Below are 17745 nucleotides of genomic sequence, written 5' to 3'. Positions count from 1 at the left end.
ACCATGGATAACACCACGCTTCGCCATGTCCTGCTGCGTGGCCCGTTGCTGGCCAACGGGCAACCGCTGTGGGAACTCGCGGCTGCGGCGCCCGATGCTTCCCTGCCTGGCAAGGCTTACCAGCCGGAAGACGACACCCATCCGCTGCGCGCCCTGCTGATCGACGCCGGCGGGCTCGAAGGGCAGGGCGGCTTGCGTCATCCGCAGTTGCTGTCCCTGCACCTGATCGCCGGACACGGCAGCGGCAAGTACCGCACCCGGTTCGACGCCGAGCGTGTCCAGTTCGACCCGCTGGCCGCGCTGCGCGACTACCCCGACCACTTCGCGCCGCTGCCCAAGGACGACGGCAAGAAGCGCTACAGCGTGGACTGCCGGGAAGCGCTGCGGATCAACCTGCCGGACGACAAGGGTGAGGTGCTGAGCCAGTTGCTGCCATGCAGGCGCCGCTGGACCTTCACCCCCTCGGGCAGCGGCAAGGAGCAGACCACCCCGGCCTACTTCATCAGCGGCGCGCTTCCCGCCGCCGGCGAGACCGCAGCGCAGCCCGCCGCGGCGGCCTTCCAGCACGTTCTCGTCGAACCCTGCCCGGACCTGGGTCAGCCCTGGCCGGGCAAGGTGGACAAGGCCATCGAGGTGCCGGCCTTCGCCCTGGTGGCCGGGCGTATCGAACTGGCGATGGCCTATGGCGCCTGTCCCTGGTTGGGCGCATTGCAGCCCCAGCCGCCCGCCGCGGCCAAGCCCAAGGAAATCCAGCGCTACGCCCTGGTACTCACCCCCGAAGGCATCGAGCTGGACTGCCAGGTGGACTTTCCCGGGCAGTCCGCGCCGCTGGACGGGCGTTTCCTGCTGTCGGTCGACGACCGGCGCCTGGTGCTGACCCTGCAGCCGGAGCACTTGCGCGACCCGCAGCGCAGACAGTGGCAGGAGGCCTGGGCGGCCGTACTGCCGCAGGGACGTGAGGAAGAGGCGCTGCATGGCATGCGCCTGAGCGGCGAGGTCGGGCAGATCCCGGCGTTTCGCTACGGCCTGTCGATCATCGGGCTGCCGGCCACGCATCCCAATCGCCCCGGCCTGCTGATCGACAGCAAGACCCGCTACCTGCCGGTGGAAATTCCCGCTCGGCACCTGCGCCTGAATCTGCTCAGCCCGGCCGACGAGCAGCGCGTGGACGGGGTGGTCGAGTGCACGGGCGGCCATTTCGTCCTGGGTAGCTCAAGGGCGCTGGGCAACCAGGCCGAGCGCTATTTCGGCAGCCAGGCGCTGTATCGGGCCTTCAGCGCCGGACTGGGCAGCGAGCCTGGCCTGATCCTCGCTTGGGCGTCGCCGCGCCCGCGAAATGCCGGGGAAGAAGTGGTCACGCCCTACCTGAAGCTGGAATCGAGCGCGAGCACGGTGTCGACGCCGGCGGCGTTGCACGTCGACCTGCAGACCAGCGCCGGCAAGCCCTATGCCGTGACGCTGGACGAACGCCGCCTGGCCGATACCCTGCGCCGGGCCTATGGCCTGCCCGCGCTGGTCGCCGGCCAGCCCGACCCGGCGCGGCCCTGGTTGCCCGGCTTCATTCCGCTGAGCGATGGCTGGCTGCAACTGCCGCTCGCCAACCTGCCGCCGCTGAACCCGGCACTCGACAGCGAGCTGCTGGAGGATAGGCCGGTCGCTACCGCCAATGCGCTGAATGGTTTCCTGCGTTTCCTCCCACGCGATGACCTGCCCCAGGTGCAGTCGGCGTTCGCGCCGCCCGCCACGGCTGGCCTGCCCATTCGCCAGACGCCCTGGTCGGTGACCCTGGAGGGGGCTGGTCGGCTGCGCGTGGCATTGGGCCTGGTGCCGGGCCGCGCGGCCACCGGGGCGACACTCAAGCGTGGTCAGGCGGTGGTCGATCAACCAGACCTGTCCACCCGCGGCCTGCTGTGGCTGTCCAGCGACCGGCCGGATGCCAGCGAAGCCATCCCGCGCCTGGGCGCCGGTCCCGGCGCCTTCATCGATATCGCCCTGGAGCGCAGCGAGCAGGAACGCACGGTGCTCAGCATGGCGATCGAGCAGCTCAGCCTGCTTTCGACGCTGCAAGGCCAGCAGGCGACGGTGACGCGGCAAAGCCTGGCCCTGACCATCGATCTCGAGGGCGACGGGACTGCCGCGGGCGATGGGTCAAGGCCGAAGGTGTACTACTGGTCGCGTCATCCGCACATGCCGCTCGCCGCGCAGATGCCCATGACGCGGATGCTCGCGGCCTCGGTGCGGCCTCTGGAAAGCCGCGACCTGCTGCCGTTCGAAATGCGCCATGCGGATGCTCCGGAGCAGCGCATGGCGGCGCTGGGCTGGTCGCACGAGAAGGTCTTCGCCGAGCTGCAGGGCAACTGGCGCTACTGCGTGGCCGCCCACTGGCCGTTGCCGCCGGATCCGCAAGCCCCGAATTCCCTCGAACCGCCCGATCGGGGTATCGGCCTGGTGGCCTTCGGGGTGCCCGGTGCCGAACTCAAGCCGACCCTGAACAGCTGGCAGACCCGCCGCTGGGATGAATTGCAGGCGGCCTTGCGCTTCGACCTGCCGGTGCTCGACGAAGCCTTTGCCACGGCGGCGCTGCCGCGCTCGGCCGAGGAGCCGGACGCGGCCCAGGCGGCCCGCCAGGCAGACACCGCGCCCGTCGCCACGGCCCTCGACTGGAGCGTCCTGGAACAGTTCTGGGGCGAGCAGGAGCGGCGCCTGCAACTGGCCCGGGTGGCGCACAGCTACATGGTTGGTTACCGGCCACTGGGCACGTTCGACAAGGTCGCGGTCGACGCGCTGGTCGGTGGCCTGCGCTGGAACACGGCCAATATCGGGGTCGGCCTGGACAAGACGCAGCCCCTGCCATATGGCTGGATGCAACTGGGCAGTACCGAGATGCTCGTCGGCAACCAGGCGCTGCGCGGGCTCAGCGCGACCTTCGCGGTGTCCGCGACGGAGCTGGAAATCGGCGCCACGCCCAGTGCGCAGAGCGTGCAGGTGCTGGGCAACAGCCCGAGCGCGTACCTGCGCGGCACTTATCTGGTCGATGCCCGTGGGGTCGGCGCGCAGCCACTGGATCCGCGCCATGGCTGGTGGCGCCCGCTGTCGGGTCTGCATCCGGAAGACGCGAAGGTGGCCGGACGCTTCTCCAGCCCGCAGATGTTCGCGGTGCACGCCCACGACGACCCCGGGCTGGAACTGCTGCGTTTCTGGTTCAAGGACCTGCCCTTGACCCGCGACGGTCGCTTCGAGCATTCCCCCGGGGTCGATACCTTCGCCTGGCAGGACGGTCATCTGCTCAAGGGCGGCTTCGAGTGGCGCCTGCTGCCCGCCACAGGGACGGCGACAACGTTCGCCAGCGGTTCGGAGCGCATCGCCCTGGGCGATCTGTTCATCGAGCCGTTGCGCCTGCTTGCCCTGCAGGTGCCGTTCAATGGCGGCGCGCCCAGTGCCGCGCTGCCCGACAGCCTGACGATCCTGGCGCGCCTGTCCATCGGTGACGAGCGCGAGGATGTCGACGACGGTGGCGACCTGGTCAAGCTGGTCTTCGCCGCGTCGGCGGGCCACCTGGCCTTGCAGGCGGTGCTACCCGTGCAGCCGTCGGTGCGCCTGCCGGTCATGGTCGGCACGCGCCTGGTCATGCTCGAAGCGCGCACGCTGGAGCTGGCTGGCGACAGGTTGCGCCTGCTCGAGCCAGCGTTGAGCTTCGATTTTGCCGGCTACCCGCTGACCCTGGCGTGTGCCAGGCAGAACCCGGGAGCGGTCTTCACCTGGCGCGGCGAGCCGGCGCAGTCGGGGCAACTGTCGATCACCGCGGCGAGGTTGCAGATCGGGCTGCGTGAGCAGGGCCGCCAGACGCACCTGCGCATCGCCCATGCGCTGGTGATCGATCCGGGCAAGGTGGACCAGGGCACGCCCGCCCTGCGTGTGCGCGCCAGTGGCGGGCTCGAGGACAGCCGGCATGAGGGCACGCTGAAGCTGCTGGACAGCCTGGTGCCGGTGCACGTAGAGCTGACCCGCGGTGCGCTGAGCCTGACCAGCGACAGTCCGGCCAGGGCGCTGCTCAAGGGTTTCCCCGCCAGCGGGCGCCTGCGCTTCGGTCTGCTCGCCAGCCTCGCGGCGTTCGCCGCGGGCACCCAGGCAGTGCTGCAGTCGGCGCGCTTTCGCGGTGACCTCGATCAGTTGGCCTACCCGGGGGCCGCGCCACGCTGCCGCTGCCTGCTCGATCGCGTCCTGATCGAAGGCGGCGGCACCCCGGGCGCCTGGCACGGTGAACTGAGCCTGTATGGCAAGCTCGCCGGCTGCAGTGTCATCGGCTGGCCGCGGGTGACGGCACCAAGCCCGGACGACGAGAAGATTCCCTTCCCGGAATCCGCACCCAATGGCCGGCGCACCTTGCGCATCGAAAGTGGCCCGGTGCATGCCCATCAGGTCGAGTGGCTGCTCGATGGTCATCGCATGGCGCTGGAGACCGCCCATGCCATCAACCATGCCGATCCGCTGAACGGTGTGTGGACCGCGACGGTAATGGCCCGGCACACGCTGGTGCAGGAGGACGGGGAGGCGTTTCGCTTCACCGCCGTCGACGGCATCGTCCTGGGGACCCTGGGTGCGTTGATCCCGCCGTGGCCGGGCGGCGCCGATCCGTTCAAGGAGGAGCGGCTGGCACGCAGTACTTTCGCCGCGCGCTACCGCGACGGTAACCCCGGGATGCTCTGGCCCGGGCGCGGCGGCCTCGGTTCGGTGCTGCACGGTGCCCAGGGCCAGGCGTTTCGCCAGGCGATCTACGCCGCCGGCGAGCAGGCCGGCAATGTCGTCGTGAGCGGTGGCTTCGTCGGCCTGATCGAGGATCTCGCCCACGACAGGGTGCCGTTGCTGCGCCTGCCGACGCTGATGGGCTTGTCGCCGGGTTACCTGGGCGAGGGTGAGGAACCGCTGCTGCTGCAGCATGAGCCCGCTGGCCCGATCGATCTCGACGTAGCCTGGCCGGACAGCCTGGCCGCCCTGAAAGTGGCACCGACCTTCGCGTGCGCCACCAGCCCGGCGAGCGCCACCGACGCCGACCTGCAGGCCGCGGTGCGCATCGGCTCGCGGCCGCTGCACGGTGATCCCGAGGCCCGCGGCCGGTTGGTCGGGGCACTGCTGGTCGAGCAGGCCTTTGCCACCAACTTCATTGCGCAGACCCTGGAGCGGACGCCGTACTTCTTCGCCTCGGCGGCGGCGCTGAGTCGGGTGTTGCAGGCCAGGGCCAAGGCGACCGCTATCGCCGCGGCGCGAGTCCTGTCGGTGGTCGCGCAGGTGCATCTCGACCCCGGCGGTGGACCGGCGCAGCGACGTGCGGCGGCCTTGCTGACCAGCGGCGACTGGGCGGGCACGCCGACCAGGTCGAACGACGGGTTGCCGGCTGAGGATCGTGGCGAACTGCTGGTGGCCGGTGACACGGTGCTGGCCCAGCCCTGGCCGGGGCTGGAGTTTGCCCGCCAGGCCGCGGATGGCTTCGATGCCCAGGTAGCGATGAAAGCCTACGCCCTGCACACGCGGCCCCGGGCGGCCCTGCTCTGCGACCGCAGCGGTGCGCTGCGCAGCGTGGTCTTGCCGCAGCCAACCCTGCAGCCGCGCTCACGTCCGCTGTTGTCGCGGGACTTCGCCGATGCCGGGCGCGGTTATCAACTGCCGGTGCATAGCGGCCTGGAGATGGCCGGGGTGGAAGAGGGCTTCAGCGCGGCGCTGCGCGACGATCGGCAGGATGGCAGCGGTATCGCCGCGCTGTCGCGGCGGGTCGATCTGCCCGCCCTGGCTGCGGCGCCCGATGCGGCCAGGGCGGTGTGGCTGGCCCAGCAGCGCGCGCCCTTGTACCTGCCGATCCGCTCGCGCTTCGCCAGCGAGCCGATTCCCTGGCTGGTGCCGGCCGCGCCGCGCTCGCGGGTGCCGGTCGCCGGAGTGCTCGACGCGCATCTCGAGGCGCTGGGCGGGGAGCAGGGGGCAGAGCACTGGCAGCCGCTGCTGACCGGCCAGGCCATGCTCGCGGCCATTTCCGAGCGGCCGGGCATCCTCATGGCGCGTCACCTGCGCCTGGAAATCGGCGCCGAGCAGCAGGGCGCCGCGGTCGGCGCGTTCGACCCGGCGTTCCCGCGCTTCGGCGCGCCGGCGCAGGCCAGCGCCGCGCTGCCGCGAGTGGAGCGCACCCCACGCCCCGGGCCGTTGCCGGCCAACAGCGGCTATTCGGCCTTCGACCGCCGGCCCTGCGCCTCGCCGCTGCTGCCCGGGCTCAACCACCGGGCACTGATCGGCCCGGCCGACAGCCTCTGCGGTCGCGCGCGACGCGGCGATGGCAGCCTGTTCGACTGGAGCGTGACCTTGGTCGCGGCCCCGGAAACCTCGGGCACCATTACCTCCTCGTGGGACGGCACCCTGCGCCTGATCGCCGAGATCGACGAAAGACCGGTGCTGGATGGCGACGACAAGGTGCCGCCCGCGAGCGCGGTGCCCGAGTCCTGGGCCGCTGAACTGCTGGAACTGCTGTTCGGGCCGCAGCCGTTGACGGCGGATCCGCCCTATACCGTGCAGGCTTCGGCCAGTCTGGAAATCGACGGTCATTCGCTGGCCTTCCGCAGCCTGCAGGTCTCGCCGCGGCAGGCACCGCAACCGCAGCCCGAGAGGTTCCAGCGGGGCTACGTGAGCATCGTCCTCGACATGCGCGAGTCCGCCCCGACCAACCAGGTACCCGGTCCGGTGCGGGTGGCAATCGCCGAGCGACTGGCCAACGCCGCTGGCAATCCCGCGGTGCAACTGCGCCTGATGGTGCAGCCGAGCGCGGAGGTGGTGGGCGGCAAGCGCAGCCAGGGCAACTTTGTCCTGGCTCGCGACGAGCAGGTACTGCCGTCCGGTGCTGCCAACCCACCGCTGGAGCTGCGCTTCGCCCTCTGGCCGCTGCTGCGCGGGCGCGGTGCGCTGGCCCTGGAACCCTGCTCGCTGCTGTTCTGCGACCCGGCCTACGACGCCGGACTCAGCGCGCCGCCGCACCAGGTGTCACGACGTGCCGAGCAGGATCTCTACCTGTTCGCCGCCGACCGCCAGCGGGTCAATCGACAGGGCGCGGTGACCCTGATGGCCTGGACCGAGTCGGGGCAGGGGACGGATGCGTCGCTGAACCTGACATTGCGCGCGTTGCCGCGCAGTGGCCAGCCGCGTGACCTGCGGCTGGCCGGTGCCGCCGAGGGGAAACCGGCCACGCTGCTGCGGGAGCGGGTACACCAGTTGGCGCTTGGGCGTCTGCTGGAACTCGATGGCCGTCCGGCGGACCTGGCCGCCGGCGACCTGCTGGAGCTGGCCGCGAGCTTCGCCGGCGGCCCGTTGAGCATGACCCTGATCGTCACCGACGAACCAGTGGCCGAACCGCCGCCGGGGCTGTATGCGGCGCTGACCCGGACCCCGCGTGATACCGGCATCGAGTTGTCCTTGCCGCTGTACGCGCAGTCGCCATTGCCATGGCGGGTCGACCTGCTCGATGCCGCGGCGGGTTTCCGCGCCGGACTGCTGCGACGCAGCGCGAAGTTTGTCTGGACCCTGGCCCGTCCGGCGGACGAAACCGGCGAGCGCGGCGTGTATATCGTCAAGGTCGATCGCAATGGGCAGAGCTGGTTGCCGGAGCTGGAGGAGGAGTTCATCGAGGCGCGGAGCATTGTCGAGCTGTGGGAGGATGCGCGAGGCTTGACGGATGGCCAGCGTCCGGTTGGTGAGTCTGAGTGGTGAGGTTCGGGGGCCTGGCGGGGGGCCGGACAAGGCCGCGGGGTGTTCGCCTCGATCTGCCGGGCCTCTGTTGGTCCGGCAGGCTTTTGCCTGAAGGCCATCGTTTTGCTACCGTCTCGTCGGGAAGTTGGACTCAAAGCGCACACCGAATGACGACCGGCCAGTGGCGAAGGGTTGTTCGTGTCTTACCAGGTCTTCGATGTTTCTATGGCAGATATGACATCCATCCTCTCGGCGTATGAGCGAGCGGAACCACACAGGGCACTTGGCGGTATTCATGCGTTGGCGGGTTTCGACTACCAGTTGCGCTTCTATCTGGCCGAACTCGTGGAGTCGCTTGCCGCCGGAGGGGCCGTGCTCGACGAGGTCGGCCGGCTCTTCCTCGAAGCCCTTTCCGATGTCGCCAGACAGGCCGCGAACCAGGCGCTGGTGTGCATCCAGGTCAAGCGCACCCTGACACGCAAGGCCGTCGCCGATGCCGCTGCCGAAGTCGAGACCATCCAGCGCTTCCTGACCACGCACCATCCACAGATGAGTGCGCAGGTGACGTTCAGACTGGTCGCCTCTCAAGGCGACGCCAGCCTGCAATGGACTGACGTACCGGCGGCCCACCCCGCACGGCCCACGATCGACGCGCTTCTGCGCCAGGGGCGGCTCCTGCCACCCGCCATCGAAGCGGATCCGTGGTGGCGGGCGGTGGTTGCCGTCTGGACGCACCTGAAAGACCCCTACGGCTTCCTGCGCTTCGCTCTGGAGCGGGCATTGAGCCGCGATCCATTGCCGGCGGATGCCCAGCGCATCCGCGATGACATCTGCGAACGCTTCGCCGCTGACCGGCGAGCACATGAACTGCCTGGGCAACTGCTGACGGCGGCGGACTTTCAGCGCAATGCCGTTCCCAGTCGGTCCCTGGAAATCGGCCGTGAGATCACCCTGGCGCGATTGCGCGACCAGCAGTACATGCCGCGCTCCCATCGCCTGAACGCCCTGTATGCGACGTTGCTCGAACGTCAGGATCTCAGCTTGCGAGATCTGCGAAGCGAGGCCCGGGTCTTCTGGCTGAGCGGGCGCTCTGGCGTTGGCAAGAGTGTGTTGCTGCTGCAGACCGTCGAGCGCCTTGTCGGCGAAGGCTGGAAAGTGCTTTGGCTCAAAGGCCAGGCCGAACTGCTGGAACCGGCCCTGCGGGCCATCGCCGATGCGCCGGCGCAATGGCGGCCGGATTTCATCGCCATCGATGATCTTTACGATCGCAGCGCCCGTACCCGGCTCGATCTCGGTCGCCTGGGCGAGTTCATCGACGAGCGTGGTCATCAGACCTGGCCGATGATCCTGACCTGCGGCCCGACGGAGTTCGCCGACGCTTTCAAGGAGGACTCCGCCTACCGTGGCTTCGATCTCCATCGCCAGACCATCCAGACCATCGCCGCCGACGAGGCCGCCGAGGTCGAAGCCTGGTATCGCGAGCGCACCGGTCGCGCGTCGCGGCGCGGCCCTGCGGTGTCCCAGGCGTCACAGGACGATGGCGGCCTGTTCATCTCGGTGGCGGTCGAGTTGGCGCACGGCGATCTGCACGCCTTCGCCCTGCGTTTTGGCGAGCGGGTACAGCTCAATGGCCTCGATGAGGCGCTGCGCTTGCCGCTTGCGCTGAACCGCCTCTACCTGAGTACGCCGTACGACTGGCTGAGTGACAGCGACCGCGAGAAACTGGCCACGCTCAACGGTGAAGGGGATTTCAGCCTGTTTGAAATGGGCAGCGAAGGGCAGACCGTGCGCCTGACCCATCCGCACCTGGCGGATGCCCTCTACCAGGCCTTGCGCAAGCCTGCGAACAAGTTGGCGTACACCAACGATCTGGTTACCGCCTTCCAGCGTGTACTCGCCGCCCGGGACGCGGGGTTGGTGTCCCAGTTGCTGCGTCTGTTTTCGGTAAATGAAGAAGGCCTTATCAGCGAGCGCTTGAGCATCGTGGAGCGTGGCCAGTTGGCCCGTGAGTGTGCCAAGGCCTGGTGTGGCAACCAGATGGTGCTGGATGAGGATGGGCAGGCCGATGCCTCTGTCAGTTGGGCCTGCTGGGCTACGACGGCGCCCGATATTGTCAGTGTGCTGGGGGAGGATCTGCTGGAGACGGCGCTGGCGCAACTGGGGCAGGCCTATAAAGTCTGGCCGGGGGCGTGGGGCCGGCTGATCGACTGTTATCCAGGCCATGACGAACTTTTTGTATGGGCTCGCGAGCACCTTGGAAAGCTGAGGCAGATCAATCACCCCACCTGGTCTTTCGTGTGGGAGGACTGCCTGCGATCTGACCCCAGGCATGAAGCTGTCTGGCGGAACATGGCGTTCAGCTGGTTGCAGCATCATCTGCGCCGGCCTGACTGGCATATTGTCTGGAAAAAACTGCTGCTTGATGGGACTGAGCCAGACTGGAAAGCCGATCCTGTACTGCTTCTCGGGATGCGTCGTGTGCGTGCCGAGCAGGATGGCCCTGATTGGGCTTATGTCCTTCAGGATCTTTATGCTTTAGCTGAGCGTGGCAGTCCGCAAGTGGAAGATCTGGCGATCTTGGGGACGAGATGGTTGGCAGGGCATGAGAATCGTGCCGAGTGGTCGTATGTCTGGCGCTCTTTGCTGACGCGTCCCGATGTGCTGCCTGATGCTGTACCGGCGGCTCAACTATTGCGCCGTGGTATGGAGTGGCTAACCGCGCGGGAGGATCGGGCCGAGTGGGTGTATGTCTGGCGGTTCTTGTTAACGCAGGCCGATGAGTTGTCGCTCGCTGAACTGCTGAGTCGAGGCGTTTCGTGGTTGGAGGGGCGTGAGGATCGGACCGAGTGGACGCATGTCTGGCAGGAGGTACTGAAACATGCCGACCCGCAGTCTGACGCCGTTCCGTTCGCTCAATTGCTGCACCGAGGCATTACGTGGCTGGTTGGTCGTGAGGATCAGGCTGAGTGGACATATGTCTGGAAATCCTTGCTGGTCTATACCGAAGCGCTACCTGATGCGCTACCTCGGGCTGAACTGTTGCGACGCGGTTTTGCATGTCTGGCGGGGCGCGAGGACCGGGCCGAGTGGTCGTTTATCTGGCAGGACTTGCTGAGACATGCCGATGCTCTACCTGATTCAGTGCCGATGGCTGAACTGTTACGTCGAGGCATGTCGTGGTTGGCCGGTCGCGAGGAGCGGGCCGAGTGGTCATATACCTGGAAGCTGCTGCTGGTCTACGCAGACGAGTTGCCGGACGTCGTGCCGATCACTGGGCTGATAAGTCGAGGCGTGTCGTGGTTGGCTGGTCGTGAGGACCGGATCGAGTGGTCGCATATCTGGCAGGATTTGCTGAAGCAGGCAGATGTGCTGTCTGACAAGGCAATGCTCGCTGAACTGCTGTCTCAGGCCGTTGCATGGTTGTCTGGTCGCGAGGACCGGGCCGACTGGGCGCACATTTGGCAGGACTTGCTGCGATATGCCGATGCAAGTCCTGATGCTGTGCCGCTCACCGAATTGTTGCACTTGGGCGTGGCGTGGCTGGTGGGACGGGATCTTACCGAGGGATGGAGCTTCGTTTGTGAGGCGCTGCTTGATCGACGCTTCCAGAACGCTGACCTGTTTGAGCGAACGGCCAGTTGGCTGAAGCTCACCGACACCAGGCCCGAGTGGCCGGTGCTGGCCGCCAAGTTCATCGTCGCGGCACCCTACCATGCAGCTTCAGCCGATTTCGCTTGCGCGCTGGAGCGGCGAATCACAGCCCTTCCAAACAATAAACATTGGCGCCGAACGCAAGCGTTGATCGGTGATTTGACCAGTGATAGCGAACTTCCCGAAGCGGTGCAGAGCTGGTGGCGGGCCGTGCATGAGCGCAGAAACTCATCCGCCTGGACCACTGCGCGTCGATGTCTGGATGAAGGATTGCCCATCAACGGTCAAGTGACGGTGGTCAAAGAAACGGTGTGCTCGGTCGAGCTGGAGATCGGGCTCATGGCGGTATGGGCAAATGAAAATGATCGCGCTCGCGGTACTAAAGGCCTGAAGCTGACCTTCTTTGTGCAGACATTGAATGTGGACAGCGAGGTAGTCCAGGTAGGTCTTGAGAAGCCTGTACGGCTTGTGCCCGGAGAGGTACATGAAGGTCGTGTAATCGAGAGGCGAAATTTCGGTTTGCGTGTCAGCGTCGGGGGACAGGCAGGGCTGCTGCATCGAAGCAAATGCCGGGACTGGGCGAGTCTTGCCGTAACGTATCCCGTGGGAAGCACGATCAGTGTGGAAATCCTGGAACCGACGGGAAAAGGTCTGGCGTTGCGCTACGCAGGAGTGGAAAACGATTGTGTTCCAGAGGACCTGGTGGTTGGTGGCGTCTACGACGGACATGTGACAGGGGTACAACACTACGGTGTATTTCTGACGGTCGGCTCGCATCTAGGGCTGCTTCATCGCAGTCAGCTACCTGGAGGTACCGATCTTTCCGCTCGTTACGTCCAGGACCAGGTCCTGCGGGTGCAGGTCAAGAAAATCCGCGGCGATGGGAGACTTGCGCTTTCTTTGCCTGATCAAGCTGCCGAGCCATAACAAGCCCGACGAACAGGTTGCCTGCCTCAACCAGCAACGGACCCATCACCCACACACCCGGCGATCACCCCGCGCAACCACTGATGCCCCGGATCGCGATGTACCCGCTCCGGCCACAGCATCACCATCTCGAACCCGCGCACCGCCAGCGGGGCCTCCACCACTTTGAGCCGGGGATCGCCGAGCACCAGGCGCTGCGGCACCATGGCCACCAGGTCCGAACGGGCCAGTACCGCCGCCAGCAACATGAAATGCGGCACCGACAGCACCACCTGACGGCTCAGGCCCCGTTCGGCGAGGGCGGTATCGGTCGGTCCGTGAAAGCCGCCGCCATCGGGCGAGACGATCACCTGTTCGAGGGCGCAGAACTGCTTCAAGGTCGGCTTGCGCCGCAGCTTCGGGTGATCGATACGGCCCACCAGCACGTACTGCTCGACGAACAGCAAGCGCTGGCGCAGCTGCGCCGGCGCCCGCTCGGCGATATGGAAGGCCATGTCGATCTCGCCCAGCTCGGCCTGGCGGACCATGGCCGCGGGCTGCAGGTCGAGCACGGCAAGCCGGCTGCGCGGGGCGGCGGCGCGGATCCTGGCCAGGGCCGGCAGGAGGATGGTCGATGCGCCGTAGTCAGTGGCGGCCAGGCGCCAGGTCTGCGTGGCGGCGGCCGGGTCGAAGCCCTGCGCCGGCGCGAGCGCCTGATGCAAGGCCTCCAGCGCCTGGCGCAGCGGCGCGCGCAACGCCTCGGCCCGCGCCGTGGGACGCATGCCCCGCGGACCGGGAAGCAGCAGGGGATCGTCGAGCAGCTCGCGCAGGCGCGCCAGTTGCACGCTGACCGTCGGCTGCGCCAGGTGCAGGCGCTGCGCCGCACGGGTCACATTGAGTTCGGCGAGCAGGGCATCGAGGGTGACCAGCAGGTTGAGGTCGAGGCGTCGCAGGGAATCATGCACGGCAATACCTGGCATATTGGATATTCATTTCTACTATATCGTGCGATTGCCCATCATGCGCGGCCTACCTCTTGCGGAGTACCCCCATGAATGTGCTGATCGTCTACGCCCACCCCGAACCGCGCTCGCTCAATGGCGCGCTCAAGGACCATGCGCTGGCCCACCTGCAACGCCAGGGGCATGCGGTGCAGGTGTCCGATCTCTACGCGATGGGCTTCAACCCGCTGATCGACGTCGGCGACAACCGCGCGAGCCAGCCGGGGGTGCGCTTCCGGGTTGCGGAAGATTCGCGCCAGGCCTATGCCGACGGCACCCAGAGCCTCGACATCGCCCTGGAGCAGGACAAGCTGCGCTGGGCCGACGCGCTGATCCTGCAGTTCCCGCTGTGGTGGTTCGGCCTGCCGGCGATCCTCAAGGGCTGGGTCGATCGGGTCTACGCCTGCGGTTTCGCCTACGGCGTGGGCGAGCACTCCGATCGCCACTGGGGCGACCGCTACGGCGAGGGCAACATGAGCGGCAAGCGCGCCATGCTGATGGTCAGCACCGGCGGCTGGGCCTCGCACTACGCGCCGCGGGGCATCAATGGATCGCTGGACGCGATCCTGTTTCCGATCCAGCACGGCATCCTCTTCTATCCGGGCTTCGAGGTGCTGCCGCCCTTCGTCCTGCATCGCACCAGCCGTATCGATGCCGAGGCGTTCGCGCAGGCCTGCACGGTGCTGGAGCAGCGCCTGGACGGTTTGTGGAGCGATGCGCCGATTGCCTGGCGGCGGCAGAACGGCGGCGACTACCTGATCCCTGAACTGACCCTGCGCCCCGAGCTGGCGCCGGGGGTGCAGGGGCTGGACATGCATCTGCAGGATGCCTGAGCCGTTGCGCAGGCTTCAATCGATGCGCCGCTGGCCCAGGGCGAACCCCGCCGCGGCGAGGGACAGCACGGCGAGCAGGGCGAAACCGTCGATATAGCTGAGCAAGCTGGCCTGCACGATCATCACCTGGTCGAGCTGCGCCAGGGCCAGTTCACGGGCGCTGGCAAGGTCATGACCGGCGTGCTGGAAGTGCCGGGAGAGGGTCTCCTGGACACTGCGAAACAGCGGATTGCTCAGCGACAGGTTCGGCGACAGCACGCTGCGATGGAAGTCGAAGCGATGCTGCTGCAGCACGATGATGCTCGCCGTGGCCAGGGAATAGGCGATCTGCTTGACGATGTTCTTGATCCGGTAGCTGTGCGGGTACAGGTCCATGGCGAACGACTGGAAGGCCACGTTGGCCACCGGCAGGGCAATGAACATCAGCAGCAGGCCACGCAGGATCAGTGGCGGCAGCAACCACTCGGTGCTGACGTCGGGTGGCATCCTGGCCAGCCACACGCAGATGACGGCGATCAGCAGGAAGCCGGGAACGAAGATCCACTTCTTGCGCTGCACCTTGCCGGCGTAGCGCATGTACAGCAAGGCGCCCGGCACTGCGCACAGGGCCGTGACGCCCACCAGGTGGCCGGCGTTGTCCACCGGGTAGCCGAGCCCGGTCTGCAGCAGCTGCGACACCAGGTAGGCGAGGGCGTTGCTGATGAAGTAGTACAGGGCATACAGCAGCAGGCCGCTGCGAAAGGTCGCTTCCTTCAGGGTGTGCAGGTGCAGCAGCGGGCTGGGCGCGTGCCACTGGTGCCAGACGAAACCCGCCAGGACCAGCACCCCGAGCAGCGCCAGCGCCTCCATGCCGGGGGATTCGCTGAACGGTGCGAAGCGCGACTGCTGGATCACCACCTGCAACGCGGCAAGGGCCAGCGCCGCCAGCAGCCAGGGCCACAGCGCCGTCTGCTGGCGCTCCTCGGGCAGCAACTGGCCGCTGCCGGGCACCACCATGAACACCAGCAACGCGATCAGCAGGGCCATCGGCAGGGTGCAGAGGAACACCGCACGCCAGCCGAACAGCGCGATCAGCGTACCGCCGAGCATGGGGCCGAGCGCGCTGGCGAAGAGGATCAGGATCAGGAACAGGCGCACCGCCGAGCTGCGCTGGGCAGGGGCGAAGCTGAGCTGCAGGAGAATCCGGCAGGCGCCTAGCATCGGGCCCATGGCCAGGCCCTGCAGGGCCCGGGCACCAGCCAGTTGCAGCGAGGTTTCGCTGCAGGCGCTGGCCACCGCGCCGAGGGCGAACAGCAACAGGTTGCCGGCCAGGTAGCGGCGCTGGCCGACGCGCTCGACCCACCACTGGTGCTGGAGGATGCCCAGCACCCCGGCGACGGCATAGGCGCTGGACGACCACACCAGCTCGTCCGGCGGCGCGCCGACGCCCCCGGCGATGTCGCGGATGAAGAAGGCGAAGGCGGCATTGTCGAAGTAGTCCAGGCCCACGCACAGGGCGATGGCCAGGGGAAACAGCAGGCCACGCCAGCCTCCGGCCTGGGGCGCGCCGGGGGCGAGGACGGCGGCGGAGGGCATGCTCAGAGGCCTTGCCGGGTGGCGCTCAGGCAGGCCCGGGCCGCGTCTTCCCAGCGCTCGGCGCGGCCCTGGGCGGTCGGCAGGAACACCTCGACCGCGCTGCCGCCGGGTGTGGCGTTGACCACCGCCAGGGCGATCGGCCCGGTATGCGCGGTGGCGACCTCCAGGGTGTAGCCGGTGCGGGTCTTGATCTTCGAGGCCGTGGTGCCCGGGGCTTGCCAGCGCGGTTCGAGGCACTGGACATAGGCCAGTGGCGCCTGCTCGGCGGTGGCGGAAAAGCCGCTGGCGTGGGATTCGAAGAAGCCTTTGGCGCAGCCGGTCAATGCCGCTGCCGCCGCCATTGCAACGATGATCTTCATGCAGATGCCTCCTTGGGCGGGTATTACATGTTGGGATAGTTGGGACCGCCGGCACCTTCCGGGGCGACCCAGGTGATGTTCTGTGCCGGGTCCTTGATGTCGCAGGTCTTGCAGTGCAGGCAGTTCTGCGCATTGATCTGCAGGCGCGGACGCCCCTCGTCGCTGTTCACCACTTCGTACACGCCGGCCGGGCAGTAGCGCTGCGCGGGTTCGTCGTACAGCGGCAGGTTGAGCGAGATGGGAAGCTCGGGGTCCTTCAGTTGCAGGTGCACCGGCTGGTCTTCCTCATGGTTGGTACTGGAGAGGAACACCGAGGACAGCTTGTCGAAGCTGAGCTTGCCGTCGGGCTTGGGATAGTCGATGCGCGGGGCCTTGGCCGCCGGCTGCAGGCGACTGTAGTCCGGCTGCCGGTCGCGCAGGGTGAAGGGCAGGCGGCCGGCGAACAGGTTCTGGTCGACGAAGTTGAAGGCGCCGCCGGCGATGGCGCCGAACTTGTGCAGGGCTGCGCCGAAGTTGCGGCTGCGCAGCAGCTCGTCATGCAGCCAGCTGGCCTGGAAACCTTCGACGTACTCGTGCAGTTCGTCGCCGCCGCGGCCCTGTGCCAGGGCCTGGACGATGGCGTCGGCGGCGAGCATGCCGGACTTCATCGCGGTGTGGCTGCCCTTGATCTTGGCGAAGTTCAGGGTGCCCAGGTCGCAGCCGATCAGCGCGCCGCCGGCGAAGACCATCTTCGGCAGCGAGTTGAAGCCGCCCTTGCAGATCGCCCGGGCGCCATAACTGATGCGCTTGCCGCCTTCCAGGTACTGGCGGATGACCGGGTGGTGCTTGTAGCGCTGGAACTCGTCGAACGGTGACAGGTGCGGATTGCGGTAGGACAGGTCGACGATCAGCCCGACCACCACCTGGTGGTTTTCCAGGTGGTAGAGAAACGCGCCGCCGGGATTGTCGTTGTCCAGCGGCCAGCCGGCGGTGTGCACCACCAGCCCGGGTTCGTGGCGCTGCGGATCGATCTCCCAGATTTCCTTGAGGCCCAGGCCGTAGTGCTGGGCGTCGGCGTCGCGGTCCAGGTCGAAATGCTCGATCAGTTGCTTGCCGATATGACCGCGGCAGCCTTCGCCGAACAGGGTGTACTTGCCGCGCAGTTCCATGCCGGCGGTGTAGCCCGCCCTGGGCTGGCCGTCGCGGTCCACGCCGAGCTCGCCGGTGAGGATGCCGCAGACCCGGCCCTGGTCGTCGAACAGCGCCTGCTGGGCGGCGAAGCCGGGGTAGATCTCGACGCCCAGGGCTTCGGCCTGCTGCGCCAGCCAGCGGCACAGGTTACCCAGGGAAATGATGTAGTTGCCCTCGTTGTGCAGGGTCCGCGGGACGAAGAAGTCCGGCACCTTGCTGGCCCGTTCGGCGTCGCGCAGGAAGTAGATGTCGTCGCGCTTGACCGGCGTCAGCAGCGGCGCGCCCAGCGCCTGCCAGTCGGGAAACAGCTCGTCCAGCGCGCGGGGTTCGAAGATCGCGCCGGAGAGAATATGGGCGCCCACTTCGGAGCCTTTCTCGACCACACAGACACTGATGTCCTGGCCATGCTCCAGCGCCTGCTGCTTCAACCGGCACGCGGCGGACAACCCCGCGGGGCCGGCACCGACGATGACCACATCGAACTCCATTGCTTCACGTTCCACTGCTCGACCTCTCTGTGACGATGCCTCG

7 protein-coding genes are annotated in these 17745 nt (G+C 67.5%); 3 read left to right on the top strand and 4 right to left on the bottom strand.

From position 1 onward, the window contains the following. Positions 1-3 precede the first annotated feature (3 nt). Positions 4-7740 (top strand): hypothetical protein, encoded by a 7737-nt coding sequence (locus tag RTI28_RS22205; RefSeq protein ID WP_316922433.1) that lies wholly within the window; start codon positions 4-6, stop codon positions 7738-7740. 177 nt (positions 7741-7917) lie between these two features. After that, positions 7918-12297 (top strand): hypothetical protein, encoded by a 4380-nt coding sequence (locus RTI28_RS22200; RefSeq protein WP_316922432.1) that lies wholly within the window; start codon positions 7918-7920, stop codon positions 12295-12297. Between the two features lie 26 nt (positions 12298-12323). On the opposite strand, the gene RTI28_RS22195 is transcribed toward RTI28_RS22200, so the two are convergent. Next, positions 12324-13256, bottom strand: a complete 933-nt coding sequence (locus RTI28_RS22195; protein WP_316922431.1) for a LysR family transcriptional regulator — start codon at positions 13254-13256, stop codon at positions 12324-12326. A gap of 71 nt (positions 13257-13327) precedes the next feature. Between RTI28_RS22195 and RTI28_RS22190 the strand changes: the two genes are divergently transcribed. Then, positions 13328-14110 carry an NAD(P)H-dependent oxidoreductase gene (locus RTI28_RS22190; RefSeq protein ID WP_316922430.1) on the top strand — a complete coding sequence of 261 codons (783 nt, stop codon included), beginning with the start codon at positions 13328-13330 and terminating at the stop codon, positions 14108-14110. A 15-nt stretch (positions 14111-14125) separates the two neighbouring features. Here RTI28_RS22190 and RTI28_RS22185 read toward each other — a convergent pair whose 3' ends face one another. From RTI28_RS22185 to RTI28_RS22175, 3 genes are read right to left on the bottom strand one after another with little or no spacing between them, the layout of a single operon-like run. Next, entirely contained in the window at positions 14126-15685 is a 1560-nt protein-coding gene (locus RTI28_RS22185; protein WP_316922429.1) for an MFS transporter, read from the bottom strand. Positions 15686-15687: 2 nt separating this feature from the next. Then, positions 15688-16044: a hypothetical protein gene (locus tag RTI28_RS22180; protein ID WP_316922428.1), complete on the bottom strand. Its 357-nt coding sequence runs from the start codon at positions 16042-16044 to the stop codon at positions 15688-15690. A 23-nt stretch (positions 16045-16067) separates the two neighbouring features. Then, the gene (locus RTI28_RS22175) at positions 16068-17717 is read right to left on the bottom strand and encodes an electron transfer flavoprotein-ubiquinone oxidoreductase (RefSeq protein ID WP_316922427.1); all 1650 of its coding nucleotides are present in this window, start codon (positions 17715-17717) and stop codon (positions 16068-16070) included. Positions 17718-17745: the final 28 nt, after the last annotated feature.

This window comes from Pseudomonas sp. zfem002 (genome assembly GCF_032621685.1).
Taxonomy (GTDB): domain Bacteria; phylum Pseudomonadota; class Gammaproteobacteria; order Pseudomonadales; family Pseudomonadaceae; genus Aquipseudomonas; species Aquipseudomonas japonica.
The sequence above is the reverse complement of the archived record's forward strand: the minus strand, read 5'-3'. Positions and strand labels throughout refer to the sequence as shown.